General features: G+C 68.7%; 19 protein-coding genes. 16 read left to right on the top strand and 3 right to left on the bottom strand.

Going from position 1 to position 21,156, the window contains the following annotated elements:
* Positions 1-278: 278 nt before the first annotated feature.
* The 8 genes from ACTJJP_RS00720 to ACTJJP_RS00685 all read left to right on the top strand — a co-directional run bounded on the left by ACTJJP_RS00720 (position 279) and on the right by ACTJJP_RS00685 (position 8,158).
* Positions 279-878 (top strand): arsenate reductase/protein-tyrosine-phosphatase family protein, encoded by a 600-nt coding sequence (locus tag ACTJJP_RS00720; protein WP_440773152.1) that lies wholly within the window; start codon positions 279-281, stop codon positions 876-878.
* A gap of 225 nt (positions 879-1,103) precedes the next feature.
* Positions 1,104-2,630 carry a polysaccharide biosynthesis tyrosine autokinase gene (locus tag ACTJJP_RS00715; protein WP_440773151.1) on the top strand — a complete coding sequence of 509 codons (1,527 nt, stop codon included), beginning with the start codon at positions 1,104-1,106 and terminating at the stop codon, positions 2,628-2,630.
* Positions 2,631-2,793: 163 nt separating this feature from the next.
* Complete coding sequence (locus ACTJJP_RS00710) at positions 2,794-4,527, top strand: DUF4012 domain-containing protein (RefSeq protein WP_440773150.1); 1,734 nt, start codon at positions 2,794-2,796, stop codon at positions 4,525-4,527.
* 209 nt (positions 4,528-4,736) lie between these two features.
* Positions 4,737-5,318: a hypothetical protein gene (locus tag ACTJJP_RS00705; RefSeq protein ID WP_440773149.1), complete on the top strand. Its 582-nt coding sequence runs from the start codon at positions 4,737-4,739 to the stop codon at positions 5,316-5,318.
* Between the two features lie 119 nt (positions 5,319-5,437).
* Positions 5,438-5,926 carry a hypothetical protein gene (locus ACTJJP_RS00700; RefSeq protein WP_440773148.1) on the top strand — a complete coding sequence of 163 codons (489 nt, stop codon included), beginning with the start codon at positions 5,438-5,440 and terminating at the stop codon, positions 5,924-5,926.
* Positions 5,927-5,975: 49 nt separating this feature from the next.
* Positions 5,976-6,893 (top strand): SMP-30/gluconolactonase/LRE family protein, encoded by a 918-nt coding sequence (locus ACTJJP_RS00695; protein ID WP_440773147.1) that lies wholly within the window; start codon positions 5,976-5,978, stop codon positions 6,891-6,893.
* Between the two features lie 226 nt (positions 6,894-7,119).
* Positions 7,120-7,371: a hypothetical protein gene (locus ACTJJP_RS00690; protein ID WP_440773146.1), complete on the top strand. Its 252-nt coding sequence runs from the start codon at positions 7,120-7,122 to the stop codon at positions 7,369-7,371.
* 130 nt (positions 7,372-7,501) lie between these two features.
* The gene (locus ACTJJP_RS00685; RefSeq protein WP_440773145.1) at positions 7,502-8,158 is read left to right on the top strand and encodes a formylglycine-generating enzyme family protein; all 657 of its coding nucleotides are present in this window, start codon (positions 7,502-7,504) and stop codon (positions 8,156-8,158) included.
* 21 nt (positions 8,159-8,179) lie between these two features.
* Here the strand turns inward: ACTJJP_RS00685 and ACTJJP_RS00680 are convergent, their stop codons facing one another.
* Positions 8,180-8,611: a MarR family winged helix-turn-helix transcriptional regulator gene (locus ACTJJP_RS00680; RefSeq protein WP_440773144.1), complete on the bottom strand. Its 432-nt coding sequence runs from the start codon at positions 8,609-8,611 to the stop codon at positions 8,180-8,182.
* 111 nt (positions 8,612-8,722) lie between these two features.
* Between ACTJJP_RS00680 and idi the strand changes: the two genes are divergently transcribed.
* The 7 genes from idi to ACTJJP_RS00645 are packed head-to-tail and all read left to right on the top strand — an operon-like array spanning position 8,723 to position 14,367.
* The gene (idi, locus tag ACTJJP_RS00675) at positions 8,723-9,274 is read left to right on the top strand and encodes an isopentenyl-diphosphate Delta-isomerase (RefSeq protein ID WP_440773143.1); all 552 of its coding nucleotides are present in this window, start codon (positions 8,723-8,725) and stop codon (positions 9,272-9,274) included.
* A complete protein-coding gene (locus ACTJJP_RS00670; protein WP_440773142.1) occupies positions 9,271-10,341 on the top strand; it encodes a polyprenyl synthetase family protein in 1,071 nt (356 codons plus the stop codon). Before idi ends, ACTJJP_RS00670 begins: the two co-directional genes overlap by 4 nt.
* Positions 10,338-11,207, top strand: coding sequence for a phytoene/squalene synthase family protein (locus ACTJJP_RS00665; protein ID WP_440773141.1), 870 nt, complete (start codon positions 10,338-10,340; stop codon positions 11,205-11,207). Before ACTJJP_RS00670 ends, ACTJJP_RS00665 begins: the two co-directional genes overlap by 4 nt.
* Positions 11,204-12,760: a phytoene desaturase family protein gene (crtI, locus tag ACTJJP_RS00660; protein WP_440773140.1), complete on the top strand. Its 1,557-nt coding sequence runs from the start codon at positions 11,204-11,206 to the stop codon at positions 12,758-12,760. Before ACTJJP_RS00665 ends, crtI begins: the two co-directional genes overlap by 4 nt.
* A gap of 1 nt (position 12,761) precedes the next feature.
* Positions 12,762-13,166, top strand: coding sequence for a lycopene cyclase domain-containing protein (locus ACTJJP_RS00655; RefSeq protein WP_440773139.1), 405 nt, complete (start codon positions 12,762-12,764; stop codon positions 13,164-13,166).
* Positions 13,163-13,480, top strand: a complete 318-nt coding sequence (locus ACTJJP_RS00650) for a lycopene cyclase domain-containing protein (RefSeq protein WP_440773138.1) — start codon at positions 13,163-13,165, stop codon at positions 13,478-13,480. The genes ACTJJP_RS00655 and ACTJJP_RS00650 overlap by 4 nt, the downstream gene beginning before the upstream one ends.
* On the top strand, positions 13,477-14,367 hold the full coding sequence (locus ACTJJP_RS00645) for a prenyltransferase (RefSeq protein WP_440773137.1): 891 nt from the start codon (positions 13,477-13,479) through the stop codon (positions 14,365-14,367). Before ACTJJP_RS00650 ends, ACTJJP_RS00645 begins: the two co-directional genes overlap by 4 nt.
* A 686-nt stretch (positions 14,368-15,053) precedes the next feature.
* Here the strand turns inward: ACTJJP_RS00645 and ACTJJP_RS00640 are convergent.
* Together ACTJJP_RS00640 and ACTJJP_RS00635 are read right to left on the bottom strand one after the other, a co-directional pair.
* On the bottom strand, positions 15,054-18,002 hold the full coding sequence (locus tag ACTJJP_RS00640) for a UPF0182 family membrane protein (RefSeq protein ID WP_440773136.1): 2,949 nt from the start codon (positions 18,000-18,002) through the stop codon (positions 15,054-15,056).
* Between the two features lie 43 nt (positions 18,003-18,045).
* Complete coding sequence (locus ACTJJP_RS00635; protein WP_440773135.1) at positions 18,046-19,173, bottom strand: YlbL family protein; 1,128 nt, start codon at positions 19,171-19,173, stop codon at positions 18,046-18,048.
* 126 nt (positions 19,174-19,299) lie between these two features.
* Between ACTJJP_RS00635 and ACTJJP_RS00630 the strand changes: the two genes are divergently transcribed.
* Positions 19,300-20,754: a zinc-dependent metalloprotease gene (locus tag ACTJJP_RS00630; protein WP_440773134.1), complete on the top strand. Its 1,455-nt coding sequence runs from the start codon at positions 19,300-19,302 to the stop codon at positions 20,752-20,754.
* Positions 20,755-21,156 lie beyond the last annotated feature (402 nt).

Below are 21,156 nucleotides of genomic sequence, written 5' to 3'. Positions count from 1 at the left end.
GGCGGTGGCAACGACGACACCGTCCCAACGATGCACACCCCGCCCACCCAGTCGCCAATCCGAGCGGGCACGGCTCGACCGCTCTTGCCTCGCCGCCGAGCTCTGCACCGTCATGCCGTCGCGACTCACGTGGCGGTCGACTGAGATGGTCGGTCGGGTTCAGTGAAACGCCCGGGTGGATCGTCGAAAAGACTCGTCAGCACGTCATTAAGCTACCGTCGATATAACCGACCGCGACATTCCCGTCGCTCGAACCGAAGGCCGCCGTGCTGAGAATCATGACCGTCTGCACAGGCAATATCTGCCGATCACCGGTCGCCGCGCAGGTGCTGCGGACTCGATTGTCGACCCTCGGTGTGAGGGTCGACAGCGCGGGTACGCGGCCGCGTGAAGGCATGCATGCCACCCATGAAGCTGTAGAGACGGGGGTGGGCATGGGGGCCGTCGCCGACGAACTCGCGCGACATCGCGCCCGGTGTCTGACGGCGACTGACCTAGAGGCCGTCGATCTCACCGTGGCGATGGCCCGAGAACACCGCCGCGAGGTGGTCGAGCTCGCCCCGGCGCAGATGCGTCGCTGTTTCACGGCGCGGGAATTCGCGCGCCTCACCGAGGAGATGTCGGATGCGGAACTCTCGGAGGCCGCCTCGAACACCGCCGGCGACCCCCATTCCCGTCTCGCGGGGGCGCTCGCCGCTGTGAACGCTCGACGAGGTCTGGTGCTGCCTCCCATGCGGCCGGATGACGACGACGTCGTGGATCCGTACCGGCGATCCCGCGCTGTCTACGAGCAAGCCGCCCGTCAACTGGAGCCGGCGTTGATAGCGGTGGAACGCGTAGTCCGCCTCGTTGCTCTGGGACCGACACGCGAGGGATGATCCGCTGTCTCAGCATCATCCTGAATGAGAACGACGGATGCGACTGGAGATCGGTTCACCCGGCTGGTTCGGCAAGAACCTTCAATCCCGTAGACACCTAAATCGACGCCCAATCGACACATGGTTGTAGCGCAACGATCCTGAACCTGACGATTCCTGTGGAAGACTGGGGCTCATTCCTGCGGCTGGGCTGAACAGGCTGGCGGCGCGTTCTTGAAAGGCACCATGGAGCTCAGCGACTACATCCGTATCCTGCGTAAAAACTGGCTCGTCATGATTGTGCTGACATTGCTGGGCGCCGCAGTCATGGTTGGATACACGCTCACCCGCGTTCCCATCTACGAATCGTCGAGCACCGTTTTCGTGTCCACGCAATCGGGCAACACCGTCGCAGAACTTCAGCAAGGCTCGAGCTTCACGCAGGCGCGCATCAACACCTACGTCGGACTCGTGTCCACGCCCATCGTGCTGCAGCCCGTCGTGGACAGCCTCGATCTGGACGTCACGGCCAAGGCACTCGCAAGCGAGGTGAAGGCGACAGCGTCGCCGAACTCCACTCTCATCACCGTGACGGTTTCTGATCGGAACGCGGAAAGCGCTGCCGACATCGCGAACGCCATCGCCACGAGCCTGTCCGCCGCCGTGCCGCGGCTGGAGCCCGAAGCAAGTGACGGATCGAGCCCGGTGCGGCTGAGTCTCGTCAGCCAGGCCGAACCCGCGTTGGCGCCTTCGAGCCCCAACACACTTCTCAATGTGGCTCTGGGGTTGTTCGTAGGAGCTGGATTGGCCATCCTCGTCGCCGTTCTCAGGACGAGTTTGGACAACCGGATCCGAACCCCGCGGGACGCCGAACTCATCACGGGCGCTCCGGCCATCGGCGCGATCGCGTACGACGCCAAGGCAAAAGAGCGGCCGCTTATTGTTCATGCTGACCCGTCGAGTCCCCGCGCGGAGTCGTTCAGAGCACTTCGCACGAACCTGCAGTTCCTCGACATGGGCGGCCGATCGAGCTTCGTCATCACCAGCTCGATTCCCAGCGAAGGCAAGTCCACGACGACCATCAATCTCGCGATCGCTCTTGCTGACGCAGGAAAACGAGTCGCACTGCTCGACACGGACCTGCGCAAGCCGAAGGTGGCCGAGTACCTGGGCATCGAGGGCGGTGCGGGTCTCACCGACGTTCTGATCGGTCGCGCGAACGTTCGCGACGTCATGTTGCCCTGGGGCGGGCGGAGTTTGTACGTCCTCCCCGCCGGCAAGATTCCGCCGAACCCGAGTGAGTTGCTCGGTTCCACCCAGATGGGCGTGCTTCTCGGCGCTCTCGAGAACGACTTCGACGTCGTCCTTTGCGACGGTCCTCCCCTTTTGCCGGTGACAGACGCGGCCATCCTCTCGCGACTCACGAGCGGTGCGCTGATGGTGGTAGCCGCTGGTCGAACAACCAAACATCAGCTCACGGGTGCGACCGAAGCACTGAACGCCGTGGATGCGAACCTGGCCGGCTTCGTCATGTCGATGGTGCCCACAAGAGGACCGGACTCTTACTACTCCGCCTACGGGTACGGGTACGGATACGGCTCGGTCTATGGCTACGGCGAAGGAGGAGGGCCGGTCGATCGGGAACCGAAGACGCTGGCCTCACTGCGATTCCGGACCGGCTCGACAGATGTGACCGGCGAGAGCGAAGCATCCAGAGGTTCAGCCGATCCGGGGTCTCGTCGAACCGCACGAGAAGTCGCACGAGACGCGTGAGTCGCCACGGATCGGCCCTGTCGTCTTCAGAGCGTTGCGACGTGAAGGGACGCAAGTCCGCACGCTGGCGGATCGCGGAACGGACGCTCGCCGATTGAGCTCCCGAATCCTTCCGCCGCGGCTGCACCACGCAGGAAGACTCGCCACCTGGGTTCTGGCGGCCTTGTCCGTCGTCGCCTGCTTCATCATCGTGTGGGTCGGGGTGCGAGGCGCGCTGGCATATGAACATCTGACTCGTGTAGAGGCGTCGGTTTCCGACGTATCAGCGGAGTTCGCGGCGGACCCGTCCCTCGCGGGGCCTGCCCTTGAGAACATCGCGACCGAGGCTCGAGGCGCCCACGAACTCACGTCTGACGGGATCTGGTCCCTGGCCGAACGGACACCGTGGTTGGGCCCACAACTGTCCGCCTTCCGCACCATCGCCGCCTCGTCAGATCAGCTTCTCACCGATGCGTTACTGCCTCTGGCGGCGGTCGCGCAGGATACTTCCCTCGACGATCTGCGGCCGAGCGGCGGCCGGTTCGATACAGCGTCTTTGGTCGAGCTCGAGCCGACGGCGCAACGTGCGGCTGACGCATCGGGTCGCGCAGCATCCGCCGTTCAGAGCCTCGACCGTACCCCCCTGATCAACTCGGTCGGCTCAGCAGTCGATCGAGCCGACGCGTTGTTCACCCGGTCGTCCGCCGCCATCGACGCGCTCGCACGGGCCACGAAGCTCCTCCCCGCCATGCTGGGCGACGACGGTCCGCGCTCGTACCTCGTCCTCGTCCAGAACAACGCCGAGTGGCGTTCTCTCGGTGGCATCACCGGCACCGCGATTCTCCTGCGGACCGACGGGGGCGTGATATCGCTCATCGACACGCGGTCCGCCACAGAGCTGTCACGCGGGATCAGGGCGCCCGCCGCGCAACTGCCGGATGACGTGCGGGAGATCTATGGATCCCGTCCTGCGCGGTTCTTCCATAACCTGACGGAGATCCCCGACTTCTCCGTGGACGGCCCGCTGGCGAAGGAGATGTATCGCGAGCAGACGGGAGTCGACGTCGACGGGGTCATCGCAATCGACCCGGTGACCCTTTCCTACCTCCTGAAGGCCACGGGACCGGTCGCTCTCCCGGACGGGGAGTCTCTGACATCTTCCAGCGCCGTGTCCGTTCTGCTGAACGATGTGTACCAGCGCTACCCCGAGCCTGCTGCACAAGATGCCTTCTTCGCCGGCGCAACCGGCGCTGTCTTCTCCGCTCTCCTGGACGGACGGGGGTCCGCGACCGGTCTGGTGACTGCCCTTGCGCGCGCGACCGAAGAACGTCGCATCCTCCTGTGGTCGGCAGATCCGACGCAAAGAGCTCTCATCGATGGCACAACCCTCGCCGGCGCCATTCCGACCACGGACTCAGACACCGCTCGTTTCGGCGTGTATCTCAACGACGGGACGGGGTCCAAGATGAGCTTCTACGTTCGACCGATCGTGACACTCACGTGGGGCCCGTGCAGTGCCCAGGACCGTCAGCTCACCGTCACGATGACCTTGACGAACACGGCACCCACGGACGCCGCAACCAGCCTGCCGAAATACGTCACGGGAAATGGGGCTTTCGGGACCGCGCCCGGCGCCGCGACCGTGGTCAGCAACATCTTCCTACCGGAGGGGTGGAGATTGGCCTCGGCGACAACCACGAGCGGCACAGGTCCGACGGAGGGATCGTTCGACGGACGAGACGTGCTGACCTTCGGTTCGACACTCGGTCCGCAAGCGACAGACACGGTCGTGATCACCGTCGAATCGGATTCCGGGGCGTCGGAGGCTGAGGCTCTCATCACACCGACCGCGGACGCGTCGCTCCCGACCGCCGTCCAGGCGAGATGCATCTCCTCGTCCAGCGCGACTCTGGGGTAGTGCGGACGCGAGGAACCCCAAGAATGTTCCGTACAGTGACATTTAACGTGCCGGAAACCACTCCCAGTTTGCATTGGGAATGTACCTAGGCAATACTCAGAATGTCTTATAAAGACCCGCTTCACCGTTGTCCTCCCCTTACGTCGTTGCCGGATAGCACGAGCGCGGACCACCTCTCTCCGGTACCCCGGATTCGAAAGCAGGCATTCATGAAGCTCAATTTTGCAAAGGTCGGCGCTACGGCCGCGCTCGCTGGCGCGCTGCTTCTCGCAGCGCCGGTTGCCGTACAGGCGCAGACTTACGTCCCCACCGCCCCGGGGACCCAGTCTCGCGAGATCACCGAGGATGGGCCCCAGGGCTTCGCCGGCTACCTGCCGGGAAGCCCCGTGTCGTTCACCCTCACCGGCGTCGGAGTGACCAGCTCGAACATCGCGACCGCCGGTCTCGCCGTGACATCGGCCTCCGTCACGAAGTTCGCGGATGCGTCGGGCTCTGCGACCGCTGTCATCACGCTCCCCGAGCCCCAGGTCGGCACCTACCTCCTGACCGCCGCAGGCACCGCGGCTGACGGTAGCCCCACCACGTCGACCGGCGTCGTCGGCGGCGGCACCAGCGTCGGCAGCGGAACGAGCGCCGGGGGCACCTCCGGCGGGAGCGACTCGCTGGCAGTGACGGGTATGGACGCGAACTCGCTCCTCGGCTTCTGGGTCGGCGGTGGCGCCCTCGTCCTCGCCGGCGCGACCGTCGCCGTCGCCGCGACGGCCCGCCGTAACCGCCGCAGCAAGGCCTGACGCGCCACGCGTCTCTCGAGGGCGTCGCCGACGGAAGTCGGCGGCGCCCTTCGACGTGTGTCGGGCGGCCCGGCCGTCAACCCTCCGTCCGTGAGCCGCCGCGCGGGTTGACTCGTCGCATGCAGACGACCACCACCGCCCCTCTCGATAACGACGGCCGCGACCCCGACAGCCCGCCGACGCTGCCTTTCGTGCACATGTGGACGGGGCTCGACGGCCGGAGCCGCCTCGACGAGTCGCTCCTGCGCGGCTTCGGCTTGCAGAGCGTCGGAGGCGGGGCGGATCCGCAGTGGATGCGTCCTTTCCCGGGTGAGGTGACGGCCGTGCTGTTCGCGGTGCTGCCGGTCGGCTGGGTCGGGGATTGGCATCCGTCTCCTCATCCTCAGTGGGTCGTTCCGCTGCGCGGGCGCTGGTTCCTTGCGACGCAGGATGGCGCGCGGGTCGAGATGGGTCCGGGAGACATCCATTTCGGGCAGGACCTCGACACCGACGAGATCGCCGGCGACCGCGGACATCTCTCGGGCACCGTGGGCGACGAGCCCTGCTGGCAGATGCTCGTGCAGTTCGCCTCCTCCCCCGGCGCCCCGACACCGCATCCGTTCGGCTGAGCTCGTCAAGCCGCTCTTCGCGCCAGGACCGACCGGATTGACTGGGACCATGCCTCTCCCCATCGACGGCCAGATCCTCCAGCACCCGCGTTCCCCGGAGCAGGTCGAGGTCGCCTCGCCGCGCGTCTGGGACGACCGTCTCGCCGCCGTCCTCCCACCGACCTCGCGGCTGCTCTCGCTCTACGCCGACGCCACCTGGGCCGAGGGCCCCGTCTGGTGGCCGGAGGAGCGTTCGCTGGTGTTCAGCGACGTGATCGGCCGCCGCACGCTCGCGTGGCGCGAGGACGGCAGCATCGTCACCGTGCGCGATCGGTCGCATTTCGCCAACGGCAACGCCATGGATGCCGAGGGCCGGCTGGTCCAGGCCGAGCACGGTCGCCGCGGAGTCAGCCGGACCGATGCCGACGGCACGACGTTGCTCGTCGACGCGTTCGAGGGCGAACCGCTGAACTCGCCGAACGATCTCGTGGTGGCATCCGACGGGGCGATCTGGTTCACCGACCCCACCTACGGCATCTCCGATCCGCGCGAAGGCTATCCCGCCGATCCCGCGCTCCCCCACCAGAGTGTCTACCGCTGGCAGGAGGGCGAAGGCCTCCAGCGCATGATCGATCTCGACCAGCCCAACGGTCTGGCCTTCAGCCGCGACGAGCGCACGCTCTACGTCGCCGAATCGAACGCCGAGGGGCTCCCCCGCGTCGTGGCCTGCGACTGGGACGGCGAGACGCTCGGATCGCCGCGGTTCTTCGCGGGAGTGGATGCCGGCATCCCCGATGGTTTCGCCGTCGACAGCCGCGACTGGCTCTGGATCTCGAGCGAGGCGGGCATCGTCATCGTCGACGACACGGGGCGGCGCCTGGGCGTCATCCCCACCCCCCACGTCGCGAGCAATTGCACCTTCGACGCCGACGAGACACGTCTGTTCATCACCGGCGACAGCGACCTGTGGATGGTGCAGCTGGCGTAAGCGGTCGGAGGCTTCGGACGCCGATCGCGGGAGGTTGCGCCCGCCGTGAGGATCGCGACATCGACGTCGGCGCAGGGTTCTCTGAAGGAAAGCGACCGTATCGCAAGATCCCCCGAGGAAATCCCCAAGCCGCTCCCTCCGCGCGTAACGCGCCCGTAACGTCGCTCCTGGGACCCGCTCCGTCACGGATATCGCGGGGCGTCGGGCCGGTCAAGAGGAGAGCCACATGAACAACGTGTTGAAGCGCGTACGAGACGGTGTGAACACGGTCGTGTTCGGCAGCACCGTCGTCTGCTGCGAGACCTGTGGATCGACCCTCCGTCCCAGTCGTGCCGTATGGCGTGGGCAGAGGTCCTACTGCTCTGCCGCGCACGAGCACGCCGACCTCGACACCGGCGACTTCTCGTCCCTCGTCTCCGCGGCGCGTCCGGCCGACGGCGCGGGGCTGCGATCGACGGCGGACCTCGTTCTTTCCTGAGCACTACACGAAAAGTCGCCGCTGTCACCCCGGCCTCACGCGCCGGGGATGTGCGTCACCCTGGTTCAGTGAGCCGTCGCGGGCCCCGTCCCGCTGTCGAGGCCCCCTGACCTGTGAGTGGTGACGAACATTGACCGACGTCGAGATGGCGAAGATCCCCGCCGGCCGTGTGCTGCGGGGAGACCTGCGCGGAGCCGAGCGCCGGGAGATCGTCGTCGAGGCGTTCGAGATCGGCGTCTACCCCGTCACCGAGGAACAGCTCGCTGAGCTGCTCGGCATCCCTTCCCGCCACCCGAGACGCCCGGCCGTCGACGTGAGTTGGCTGCGCGCCATCCGACTGTGCAATGCGCTGAGCGAGTGGGAGGGGCTCGACCCGGTGTATTCCTTCGACGGCGAGGTCGTCGACGGGGATGCCGAGGCCGACGGTTTCCGCCTCCCCACCGACGACGAGTGGGAGTACGCGTGCCGCGCCGGATCGGTTTCCGCCGCCTACGGACCCGTGCGCGACGTGGCATGGACGGCCGCTGACGGAGTGGGTCATCCGTCGGAGGTCGGCGCGCGCCTGCCCAATCTGCATGGCTTGTTCGACACGCTCGGCAACGTCTGGGAGTGGTGCATGGACGCCTACGACCCCGACGGCGCCGGAGACGCCCGCTCGTTCCGGGGCGGAGGCTGGTCGGACGCCCCGGCTCTGGTGCGGGCGACCGCTCGTCGGGGAGGGCGTCCGCGGGAGGGGTTCGACGACGTCGGCGTGCGCGTGGCGCGGGGGCCGGTGGGGCGGCGGTAGGGGGTCGCGCAGGGCGCCCCGTCAGTCGTCGGTCGTGATGGCCTCGGTGAGCTCGTCCATGAAGCGCGTGACGGTGGCGAGCTGGGTGTCGTCGAAACGGTCGGCGATCTCGCGCATGGCGACGAGATGGACGCCGAAGTGCTGGAAGAACTCCCGTCGCGACTTGTCGGTGAGCACGACCACGCGGGCGCGACCGTCGGAGGGGTGCGGGCGACGCTCGAGGTGGCCCGACGCCACCAGGCGGTCGATGAGCTTGGTGGTGGAGGCCGTCGAGATGCGCAGATGAGTGGCGACATCGTGCGGACTCACCATCTGCCCGCGATGCTCGCGGATGGTCAGCATGCGCAGCGTCGCGAGGTCGCTGGCATTCATGTCCATGTCGCCCTTCATGCCGCTGTGCATGCGATCGAGGGCATCGCTCAGCGTCTGGATGGCGCGCAGCGACTGGGTCACGCGGGGTCGATTACCAGAGGTCGACACGGGGCTGGTCACGGTGGACACCCCCTTTCCGCCTGGGTATAGTCAGGCTCACATCGCTAGCTAAACTAGCAAACAGGAGGCACGATGAGCGAGACCGAGTATGTCGTCCTTCTGGACGACTTCGGAGGAGAGATCGGCACGGCGCCCAAGGCGAGCGTGCACGATACCGACACCCCGTTGCACCTCGCGTTCTCGTGTCATGTCGTCAACGGCGACGGTCAGGTGCTGGTCACCCGACGCGCCCTGCACAAGAAGACGTGGCCGGGTGTGTGGACGAACTCGTTCTGCGGGCACCCCGCGCCCGGCGAACCCATGATCGCGGCCGTTCATCGCCGCGCCGGCTTCGAGGTCGGGCTCCGCGTGCGCGATCTCGAACTCGCCCTTCCCCACTTCCGTTATCGGGCCGTCGATGCCAGCGGCATCGTCGAGCACGAGATCTGCCCCGTCTATGTGGCCCGCACCGACGAGGACCCGCAGCCCCATCCCGACGAGGTCGCCGAGTACCGCTGGGTCGACCCCCTCGATCTCGCCGCGTCCATCAGCGCCACCCCCTGGGCCTTCAGCCCGTGGCTCGTGATGCAGGCCCGGCAACTGCACCTGTTCGAGGCCCTGCCCGCCGTGAGGAGAGCATCGTGATCGTCGCCGTCCCCTCCGCGCCCACCGCTCGGCAAGAGATCGAAGACGCGATCGAGACGGCGCTCGAACGCCTCGAGTACCGCGTCGTGCCGCTGGGCGAGGGAGCGCGTGCCCTTGCATCCGCCATCCGTCGCGCGGCCACCGGGGGAAAGCGGTTCCGGCCGCTGCTCGTCGCCGCCGCCTACGACACCCTCGACGGCGACGCCGTCGCGCTGTCTGCGCTCTGGCAGGTCGCCGCGGCCTTCGAACTGCTGCACACCGCCTTCGTCGTCCACGACGACGTCATCGACCACGACCTCGAGCGCCGCGGCATCCCGAACATCGGAGGCGAGTTCCGCCAGCGCGGTCTCGAGAAGGGCGCCGACGAAGACGGTGCCGCCCTGCTCGGAAACGCCGCGGGCATCCTCGCCGGCGACATGCTCCTGCACGAGGCGGGTCGCCTCGTCGCCCTGGCCGACGTGCCGGCGGGCATGCGCGCCGAACTGATGCGTCTCGTCGAGGATGCCGTGATCGTCTCGGCCGCCGGCGAGCTCGCCGACGTCGAGAACGCCGTCTCCGCGGGCGACGTCGATGCCATGACCGTGCTCAAGGCCACGCGTGACAAGACCGCCGTCTACTCGTTCTCGGCGCCCCTGCAGGCCGGTGCCGTCATGGCCGGCGCGAGCGAAGCCTCCCTGCATGCCCTCGAACGCTTCGGCGAACGTCTGGGACTCGCCTACCAGCTCATCGACGACCTCATCGGCGCCTTCGGCACCCCCGCCGTCTCCGGCAAGGACGAGGGCTGCGACCTGCGCGAGGCGAAGAAGACGCACCTCATCTCGCTCGCCCGTGAGACCGCGGACTGGCCCGAGGTGAGCCTCGCGCTGGCGCAGGCCCACACCGGCCCGGTCGCCATCCGCGCAGCTCAAGCCGCGCTGTCGGCATCCGGCGCGCGCAAAGCTCTCGAGCGCATGGTCTACGAGACGCTCGAAGAGGCCACGATGATCGTCGAGGGTGCCCTGCTGCCCTCGGCGTGCAAGGCCATGCTGCTCGAGCTCGTCGACACCGTGGCGGAGCGCGTTCCGTGAGCACCGCCCACACGGGACTCGAGCTCTATTCGCAGACGGCCGACGACGCCGCGGCCGCCGTCATCAATCGGTATTCCACCTCGTTCGGCGTAGCGACCCGGCTGCTCGGCGCCCGGCCCCGCCCGCACGTGCGGAACATCTACGCCCTGGTGCGCGTCGCCGACGAGATCGTCGACGGTCCCGCCCACGACGCCGGCCTCTCTCCCGAGCGCGAACGCGCGGTGCTCGACGGGCTCGAGAACGAGGTGATGGATGCCATCGCCTCCGGGTTCAGCGCCAACCTCGTCGTGCACGCCTTCGCCCGCACCGCCCGCGAATGCGGCATCGGCGCCGACCTGATCGCCCCGTTCTTCGCCTCGATGCGCACCGACATCGACACCGCCGCCCACGACGACCTGTCGCACGACGCGTACGTCTACGGCTCGGCGGAGGTCGTCGGACTGATGTGCCTGCAGGTGTTCCTCAACGCCGGCATGTCGGCCCCCGCCCGCCCCGCGGCCGACCTCGTCGACGGCGCCCGGCGTCTGGGCGCGGCGTTCCAGGACGTGAACTTCCTGCGCGATCTCGCCGACGACGCCGACCGCCTCGGCCGCGACTATCTCGACGGCGCGGCCGACGACGAGCGGCGCACCGCCGTGCTCGACCGCATCGACGCCGACCTTGCCGCCGCGGCATCCGTCATCCCGCACCTCCCGCCCGACTGCCGGGCCGCGGTGACCACCGCGCACGACCTCTTCGCGGAGCTGTCGCGCCGCCTCCGCTCCTCCCCCGCCGGCGCCCCCCGCGTCCGTGTCCCCGACGGTGTCAAAGCCACCCTCGCCGCTCGCGCCCTCCTGGGGCGTCCTCCGAAAGGTTCCCGCTCATGAGCGCCCAGCGCATCGTCGTCGTCGGAGGCGGAATCGCCGGACTCGGCACGGCAGCCCTCCTCGCGGACCGCGGGCACGACGTCCAGCTGTTCGAGGCCCGCGACGCCCTGGGGGGGCGCGCCGGTTCGTGGGAGAGCGACGGGTTCCGCTTCGACACCGGCCCGAGCTGGTACCTCATGCCCGAGGTGTTCGACCACTTCTTCCAGCTGCTGGGCACCAGCGCCGCGGAGCAGCTCGACCTGGTGCGCCTCGATCCGGCGTACCGCGTCTACGGTCCCCCCGGAAAGGGCGAGCCGATCGACATCGTCTCGGGACGAGAGGCCGTGCGCGCGCTGTTCGAGGAGCACGAGCCCGGCTCGGGCGACAACATCGACGCCTACCTCGACTCCGCGAAAGACGCGTACGAGCTGTCGACGTCGAAGTTCCTGTACGACCCGTACTCCTCGACGAAGGGGCTGCGCGACCCGGCGCTCATCAAACGCCTCCCGACACTGATCCCGCTGCTCACGCGGACGCTGTGGAGCCGCGTCACCAGCGACTTCACGAACACCCGCCTGCAGCAGATCCTCGCCTACCCGGCGGTGTTCCTCGGCGGCTCCCCGTTCGAGGTGCCGAGCCTGTACCACCTGATGAGCCACCTCGACCTGGGCGACGGCGTGCTGTACCCCAAGGGCGGCATGACCGAGATCATCAAGGCGATCGAGAAGCTCGCGCGCGAGCGCGGGGTGCGCATCGAGACCTCGTCTCCCGTGGATGCCATCATCACCGAGTCGGGTACCGCCCGCGGCGTGCGCCTGGCCGACGGACGGGTCATCTCGGCGGATGCCGTGGTCTCGGGTGCCGACCTCCATCACACCGAGAACGACTTGCTCGAAGAGAAGGACCGCCAGTACCCCGAGAAGTGGTGGAAGGACAAGGTCCCCAGCCCCGGCGCGCTGCTGCTGCTGCTCGGGGTGAAGGGCGAGCTGCCCCAACTCACCCACCACACGTTGCTGTTCACCGACGACTGGCACACGAACTTCGATGCGATCTTCGGCGAGAACAAGATGATTCCCGATCCCGCGTCGATCTACATCTGCCGCCCGAGTGCGTCCGACGACTCCGTGGCCCCCGAAGGACACGAGAACCTCTTCGTGCTCGTCCCCGTCCCCGCCGATCCCGACAGCGGGCGCGGCGGTGTCTCCGGCGCCGGTGATGAGCGGATCGAGAAGGCCGCCGACCGGGTGATCGCCCAGATCGCCGAGTGGACCGGCATCCCGGATCTCGCCGACCGCATCGTCGTGCGCAAGACCATCGCCCCTGAGGACTTCGCAGAAGACCTGCACGCCTGGCACGGCAACTCGCTGGGGCTCGCGCACACGCTGACGCAGAGCGCGATCTTCCGCCCGAAGAACCGTTCGCGCAAGGTGAAGAACCTCTTCTACGCGGGGACGTCCGTGCTGCCGGGCATCGGTCTACCGATGTGCCTCATCTCGGCCGAGCTGGTCGTCAAGCGCATGACCGGCGACACCACGGCCGGTCCCCTGGCGGAACCCGCGCGCGCGGCGGTCTGAGGTGCCCGGGATCTACCTCGGCGCGATCCTCTTCTCGTTGATCGGCATGATGATGATCGACGGGAAGTACTCGCTCGCGCTGCGGGTCGCTCCCTGGCGCACGGTGGCGACGGTGCTGGCGGGGACGGCGTTCTTCCTCGCGTGGGATCTCGTCGGCATCGCCACCGGCGTCTTCGTCAAGGGCGAAAGTCCGCTGTTCGTCGGTGTCATGCTCGCGCCGCATCTTCCGCTCGAGGAAGTGTTCTTCCTCCTCTTCCTCAGCTACCTGACGGTGGTGATGTTCGCGGTGTTCGAGCGGCGCGCCCGCGCCCGCGGCGCCGCACGCCACGCCGAGGTCGCCTCGACGGATGCCGCCCGTGACTCGGGCGACGCGGGCCGTGCCGACTCGGAGGGACGACCCGCGTGACGTACCCGCTCATCGTGCTGCCCTTCGTGATGCTGACCATCGTCGTCACCTTCGCGACGCGGACGCGCCCGCGCTTCCGGGAGCGCTTGAGATCCTCGGCCCTGACGGCCCTCGTGCTCGTCGCTCTCACCCTCGTGTTCGACAACCTGATGATCGCGGCGGACCTCTTCTCCTACCCGCAGGAACACCTCAGCGGACTCAAGCTCGGACTCGCGCCGATCGAGGACTTCGCCTACCCGGTGTGCGCCGCCTTCCTTCTGCCCGCGGTGTTCACGCTGCTCTCGCCCCACACCTCGTCGAAGGATGCCGCATGACCCTGCCCGCACTCACCCCCGGCCGCGTCGTGCGGGAGCTGTTCGTCTCGTCGCGCCCGGTGAGCTGGATCAACACGGCCTTCCCCTTCGCCGCCGCCTACCTGCTGACGACCCGGCAGATCGACGCGCCGCTGATCGTCGGCATCCTGTTCTTCCTCGTGCCGTACAACCTCGCGATGTACGGCGTGAACGACGTGTTCGACTACGAGTCCGACCTGCGCAACCCGCGTAAGGGCGGTGCGCACGGCGCCGTGCTCGACAAGCGCATGCACCCGGTGACGCTGTGGGCGTCGGCGCTGTCGTGCGTGCCGTTCGTGGTGTACCTGGTCATCGTGGGGTCGCCGCTGTCGTGGCTGGTCCTGGCGCTGAGCCTCTTCTTCGTCGTGTTCTACTCCGCGCCGCCGCTGCGGCTGAAGGAGCGTCCGTTCCTCGACTCGATGACCAGCAGCATCCACTTCTTCTCTCCCGCGGTGTACGGCCTCGTGCTCGCCGGGGCGGAGTGGACGTGGCAGCTCGTCTTCGTGTTCGTCGCGTTCGCGCTGTGGGGTGTCGCCTCGCACGCCTTCGGCGCCGTGCAAGACGTCGAGGCCGATCGCGCCGCCGACATCTCATCGATCGCCACCGCCCGCGGGGCGCGCTGGACCGTGCGCTTCGCGCTCTCGGCCTACGCCCTCGCCGGGGTGGCGATGCTCTTCACGGCCTGGCCGGGACCGCTGGCCGCCGTGCTCGTGATCCCCTACCTGGTGGTGTGCTGGCCGTACCGGAACGTGACGGATGCCGACAGCGACCGCGCCACAGCCGGGTGGAACCGCTTCCTCTGGTTGAACCAGATCGCCGGCTTCGGCACGACGATGCTGTTGATCTGGTGGTGGTTCTTGAGCGCGTAGCGCGGGGTCGCACGGCCCTCACCGGTCCCGGTGGCTTCGACGAGCTCAGCCACCCCCACCACGGCCCGAACCCAGGTCCCGGAGCCTGTCGAAGCGACCGACACCCGCTGCGCGCACGCGCCCCACGCCGTCCGGTGCTTCGACGAGCTCAGCCACCCCCACCGCGGTCCGAACCCAGGTCCCGGAGCCTGTCGAAGGGACCGACACCCGCTGCGCGCACGCGCCCCACGCCGTCCGGCGGCTCGACGAGCTCAGCCACCCCCACCGCGGCCCGAACCCAGGTCCCTGAGCCCGTCGAAGGGACCGACACCCGCTGCGCGCACGCGCCGCACGCCGTCCGGTGGCTTCGACGGGCTCAGCCACCTCCACCACGGCCCGAACCCAGGTCCCTGAGCCTGTCGAAGCGACCGACACCCGCTGCGCGCACGCGCCCCACGCCGTCCGGCGGCTTCGACGAGCTCAGCACCCCCACCACGGCCCGAACCCAGGTCCCTGAGCCTGTCGAAGGGACCGACACCCGCTGCGCGCACGCGCCCCACGCCGTCCGGCGGCTCGACGAGCTCAGCCACCCCCACCGCGGCCCGAACCCAGGTCCCTGAGCCTGTCGAAGGGACCGCCACCCGCTGCGCGCAACGACGACGCCGGCGCCCCGCGGATGCGGAGCGCCGGCGTCGTGGTGAGGGTGGTCAGCCCGCCGGCGTGGCCTCGGGGGTCGGGGTCGGGGTGGCCTCGCCGCCCTGTCCCTCCGCCTCGAGCGCCAGCAGACGCTGAACCGCTGCCGTGAGGCGGGCGTCCTGCTCGGCGAACGCCGCGAGATCGCCGCTGGTCAGCGCGGCCTGTCGGGCGGTGAGAGCATTGCCCGCTTCCTGCAGCGCCGCGGCGTAGTCGGCGGCCGGCACGGTGGTCCCGCCACCGGTACCGCCGGTGCCTCCGCCCTGGCCCTGGTCGACCGGGGTGACGGTCTCGTCGCCCGTGTTGGCGCCGGAATCACCGCCGAACAGGGTGTCGAGGGCCTCGCTCAGCGTGTTCTCGAATGCGATCTCGTTACCGAACGCCACCAGCACGCGTCGCAACTGCGGCAACTGCGTGTCACCGGACGACTGCACGAACACCGGCTGCACGTAGAGCAGACCGCCGCCGACCGGGAGGGTCAGCAGATTGCCGTTCAGCACCTCCGATTGCCCCTGCTGCAGGATGTTGATCTGCGACGACACGGCGGTATCGGAGTCGAAGGTGTTCTGCACCTGACCGGGTCCGGGCACCGTGGTGGCCGCATCGATCACGAGCATCCTGAGGCGTCCGTAGTCGTCGCGTTTCGATCCCGCCTGGTCTCCGGCGTTGGAATCCACCGCGAGATAACCGGTGAGCACGTTTCGTGCCTGTCCACCCTGGGACGCCGGGATGAAGCTCGTGAACATCGAGTACGACGGTTCGTCCTGGCTCGGCATCTTCATCGTCAGGTAGTACGGCGGCTGGAAGGTCGCCGGGTCCTGCGGGTCGTTCGGGGTGGTCCAGCGGTTGTCCTGACGGTAGAACGACACAGCGTCGTCGACGTGGTAGACGCCGAGCATGGAGCGCTGCACCTTCATGAGGTCGGTCGGGTAGCGCACGTGGCTCATGAGGTCGGCCGACATGGCGCTCCACGGCTGGAGCGAGGTCGGGTAGATGTTCTGCCAGGCCTTCAGCAGCGGATCCTCGTCGTCCCACGCGTACAGGTCGACGGAGCCGTCGTACGCGTCGACCGTGGCCTTGACCGAGTTGCGGATGTAGTTGATGTCATCCAGCGCGTAGGTCGGGGCCGGGTTGTTCGAGTCGGCGATCGCGCGCGAGAGCGAGACACCGGTCGAGTACGGGTAGTTCGCGCTCGTGGTGTAGCCGTCGATGACCCACTTGATGCGCCCGTCGACGACCGTCGGATACGGGTCGCTGTCGAGCGTCAGGTAGGGCGCCGCCTTCTGGACGCGCGTCTTGGGGTCGCGGTCGTAGAGGATCTGCGACGAATCGTTCACGCTGTCCGAGAAAAGGATCTGCTCCGACTGGAACTTCAGCGCGTAGATGAGACGGTTGAAGACGTTGCCCACGCTGGGGCCGCCGTCGCCGTCGAACGTGGTGCGGGTCTCGGTGCCGCCATCCGCGCCGAGCGGGTAGTCGAGCTCGATGGGATCCGTGCCCTCGGGCGCACCGACGATCGAGTACGTCGGCGACTGCTCGCCGAAGTAGACGCGCGGCTGGTACTGCAGGTCGGTGAGGAAGCCCGTGCCGGGGATGGCCTGCTCGAGGAACACCGGGTCGCCGTCGGCCGTGCGCTCGTTACCGGCGGCCGCCACCATGCCGTACCCGTGGGTGTAGACGAGGGTGGTGTTCTGCCACGAAGCGGCATCGCCGAGCTGACCGATGTTCAGCTCGCGCAGCGACACCACGGTGTCCTGCGTCTGGCCGTCGATCGTGTACCGGTCGACGTCGAGCGGGTTCGTGAACTGGTAATACGCGCGGTACTGCTCGAGCTGACGCACGGTCGGTCCGATGATGGCGGGGTCCATGATGCGCAGCTGCGCGGTGGACTCCGCGTCGTTGCGCAACTGGCCGGCCTCGGCCTCGGTCGTGGCCTGGAAGTTCTCCTTCTCGACGTTGTCGATGCCGTAGGCGGCCTTCGTGCCGTCGAGGTTGCGCTGGTAGTACTGGCTCTCGAGGGTGAGCTCGTTCGGGCGCACCTGGAAGGTGGTGACCGCCCACGGGATGGCCGCGCCCACGACGACGGCCGAGACCACGAGCAGTGCCGTACCGATGAGGGGGTAGCGCCAGCGGCCCAGGAACGCCGTAACGAAGAACGCCAGCGCGACGATCACTGCGGCGATCGCGAGGATCGTCTGGCCGGGGATGACGGCGTTCGCCGCCACGTAGCCGGGGCCTGTGATGCGCTCCGACGGCTCGACGAGCGTGCGGAAGCGGTCGAGCCACAGGCTCGCACCCTGCAGCAGCAGATACAGACCGGCGAGGATGGCGAGCTGGATGCGCGCGGCCTTGGAGATGCGCAACTCGCGCTGGCCGACACGCACGGAACCGTAGAGGTACGACACGACGCCCGTCAGCAGCAGGCACACCAGCACGACGGCCGAGGCGAACCCGAGGGCGGCGGTGTAGAAGGGCATCGCGAACAGGTAGAACCCGGTGTCGAGCCCGAACTGCGGGTCGGTGACGGAAGTCGCGACGCCATTGACCCAGAGCCAGGTGGTCTCCCACTGGGCGGATGCGGCGAAGCCGGCGAAGAACCCGAAGAAGATCGGGATGCCCCACATGGCGAGGCGGCGGAGCGGCTCCACGACCTCCTGGTAGCGGTCGAGCTGCGAGTTGAGGCGCGCGTACACGGGACGCAAGCGGTAAGCGAGTTGGATGACGCCCCACACCGGCACCGCCATGGCCAGGAAGCCGACGACGAACATCACACTGCGGCCGATCCACTGCGTGGTGAGCACGCCGGTGAAGCCCAGCTGCGAGAACCACAGCCAGTCGGAATACAGGTTGGCGAAGACGAAGAACGCCACGACGAGCGCCGCGATCACCGCCAGTGTGATGGAGACGATCCGTCGGGAGCGGTTCGGGGGCGTGGCCTGGTTCGGCACTGAGGTCGTGGTCACCCCTTCATCCTAGGCGCGGCCTTCTCGGGGTATGCCGTGAATGCTACGATCCCGAGCCACACGTGGGCAGGGCGTCGAGATCGCCCCCGTCGCGCACCGTCTCCAGCACCGTCAGCGACTGCTCGAGGGTCGACGTGGAGAACACGCGCAGACCGTCGGGCACGTGGCCGACGACCTCGTTGCAGTTCGCCTCGGGAGCGAGGAACATCGTCGCGCCGGCATCCTTTGCCCCGTAGAGCTTCTGACGGATGCCACCGATCGGTCCGACGTTGCCGTCGGCGTCGATCGTGCCGGTGCCGGCGTAGTGCACCCCGCCGGTCAGGTCGCCCGGCGACATCTTGTCGATGATGCCGAGCGCGAACATCATCCCCGCGCTCGGGCCGCCCACGTCGTTCAGCTGGATCGTGACGTCGACGGGGAGATCGAACGAGATGCCGAGGCCGACGCCCAGAAGGTACTGCGTCTGACCGTCCGCCGTCGTCTCGCGCGGGGTGACCTGCGTGGAACCGGGGATGCCGTCGCGCTCGAAGCCGACGGTGACCGGGCCGCCCGCGGCATCCTGGACCTTCGAGCGGATCGCCTCGACGCTCGTGACGGCCGCGCCGTCGACCGAGGTGATGACGTCGTTCTGCTGCAGCCGACCCGCCGACGCTCCGGCTTCGTCGATGGTCATCACGGTGATCTCCGCGGGAACGTCGTATCCGAGCTCGCGGAGGGCGGCAGCGCTCGCCTCGTTCTGCGAGTCGGTCATCAGGGCGGCGTTCTCGTTGTTGCGCTGCTCGGTGCTCTGACCCGCGGGGAAGATGCGGTCGATGGGCACGACGGCGCGGGAGCGGTCGAACCACGCCCCGGCGAGCTCGAGCCACGAGGGGGTGCGCTCGCGATTACCGCTCACCTGCACCGTCAGCAGGTCGAGCTGTCCGGTCGAGGTCGTGTCGTCCTCGTCCGGCACCGTGATGAGCGGGACGTCCTGTCCGTCGGCGTTCTTCGAGGTGCCCAAGGTGTCGAAGACCGGACCGGGCTGCTGGATGACGTATGCCGAGGGCAGGAACGTGAGGGCGAGCAGAACGAGCGACGCGATGCTGAGCGCCCACACACCGGTGACGGTGCGGCGACTCCACCGTTCGCGGGGCGCCGGCACGACGGCGACGTTCTCATCGAACAGGGTCACGGTGGGGGTCCTTTGCCGGGTCGTTCGCGTGCGGCGTAAGCGGCGCGGGGCCGGGCCGGCAGATGCGGGGAAGCGTGCGACTAGCGTAGGACTCGTTCCCCCAGACCTGGCTGAAAGGCGGCCGAAATGGCAGACGAGAACCGCGGGCCCGACGACCGGAGCCCCGAGGAGGAGTTCCAGGAGCTGATGCGTCGCCTGATGTCGGGCGACACCAGCGGGATCGACCCCGAGCAGCTCTCCCGCCTGTCGGGCATGCAGATCGACCCCGCCATGCTGCAGCAGGTCATGAATCAGCTGCAGGGCGCGTTCGCGGGTACTCAGGAGGGCGTCGACTGGAGCCTGGCCGAGCGCCAGGCCCTGCACATCGCCAACCAGGACGGATTGGGCGTGACCACGGGTCAGCGCAACGACCTGGACCAGGCCTTCACCCTCGCGGGACTGTGGCTGGGTGAGGCGACGACCATCTCCGACCTGCCGCGACCGCCTCGCGCCGTCACCCGCGGCGCCTGGGTCACCGCGACGCTCCCGGTGTGGCAGGAGCTCGCCGAGCCCGTCGCCACGAGCATCGCCGATGCGCTGACCACGGCGCTCGGTCAGCAGGCACCCGATGACATGCAGGAGATGATCGCCGGAGCGGGGCGCCTCATGCGCACCGTGGGCGGGTCGCTCTTCGCCACGCAGCTCGGTCACGTCGTCGGGCGGCTGTCGACCGAGGTCGTCGGCGGCGGCGACGTCGGCATCCCGGTCATGCCCGACGGCGAGGCGGCGATCCTGCCGCAGAACTTCGCCGACTTCGGCCGTGATCTCGAGATCCCCGACGACCAGCTGGCGCTGTACCTCGCGACGCGCGAGCTGGCGCACGCCCGGCTGTTCCGTCACGCGCGCTGGCTGCGGCTGCACGTCATCTCGCAGGTGCGGGATTTCGCGCACGGCATCCGCGTCGACACCGACGCCCTCGAAGAACTCGCTTCGCGCTTCGACCCGTCGCAGCCGGAAGAGCTGCGCGGCGCGCTCGAGAGCGGAGCGCTGCTGCCCGAGCGCTCCGAGGAGCAGACCGCGGCCCTCACGCGCCTCGAGAACCTGCTCGCCACGATCGAGGGCTGGGTCGACGTCGTCACCGAGGACGCGACCTCGCGCCTTCCGTCCGCCGTGCGCATCGCCGAGGCCGTTCGTCGACGCCGAGCGGTCGGTGGCCCCGCCGAGCAGGCGCTCGGCTCGCTCGTCGGCCTCGAGCTGCGTCCCCGCCGCATGCGCGAAGCCGCCGCGATGTGGCGCCAGGTGACCGACGCGGTCGGCGTCGAGGGGCGCGACGCGCTGTGGGACTACCCCGACCTCATGCCCACCGCCGACGACATCGACGATCCCGCCGCCCTCATCGCGCGGCTCACCGCCGCCTCCCGCGGCGAGGCGGCTCCCTCGGATGCCATGGACGACGCGCTCGCGCAGCTGCTGGCCGAGGAGGCCGGGGGTGGCCGAACCGACGACACGGCAACGGATGCCGATGACGCGGGCGCCGCGCCGACGTCGACCGACGAGCGGCCCGACGACGACTCCGCGCCGGGCGACCAGCGGCCGGTGTAGGGCTCTCGCGCTCGAACGCGCCCGGGGATGAGACGTGCTGTCCGCCCCGGGCGCGGTCGTTACGGCCTGTGGCCCACGCCGATGCACGGCCGGGATGAGGGCGCTGCCGATCACCTCGGACGCCGGCCGGGGTACGGCTCCTCCCCACGCCGGGAAGTGCGGCCGCGGGTGGGGACAGCGGCATCCGGGGTCGATGGGCTCGTCAGGATCGGGCCATGATCCGACTCGATCCCTCCGCTCTCCCCCTCTGGCGTGATGACGGCCGCGTGCAGTTCGGCGCGCCCGAGCTGGCGCGCACCCCCTTCGCCGGTCGGTGGGTCGACGTCGTGGTCGCAGCCCTCGCGGCCGGCACGACGCGGGCCGAGGTGCGCGGTCTCGCGCGCCTCCACGGCGCGGCCGACG

The organism is Microbacterium sp. 22296, from assembly GCF_052045385.1.
Classification (GTDB): domain Bacteria; phylum Actinomycetota; class Actinomycetes; order Actinomycetales; family Microbacteriaceae; genus Microbacterium.
The sequence above is the reverse complement of the archived record's forward strand: the minus strand, read 5'-3'. Positions and strand labels throughout refer to the sequence as shown.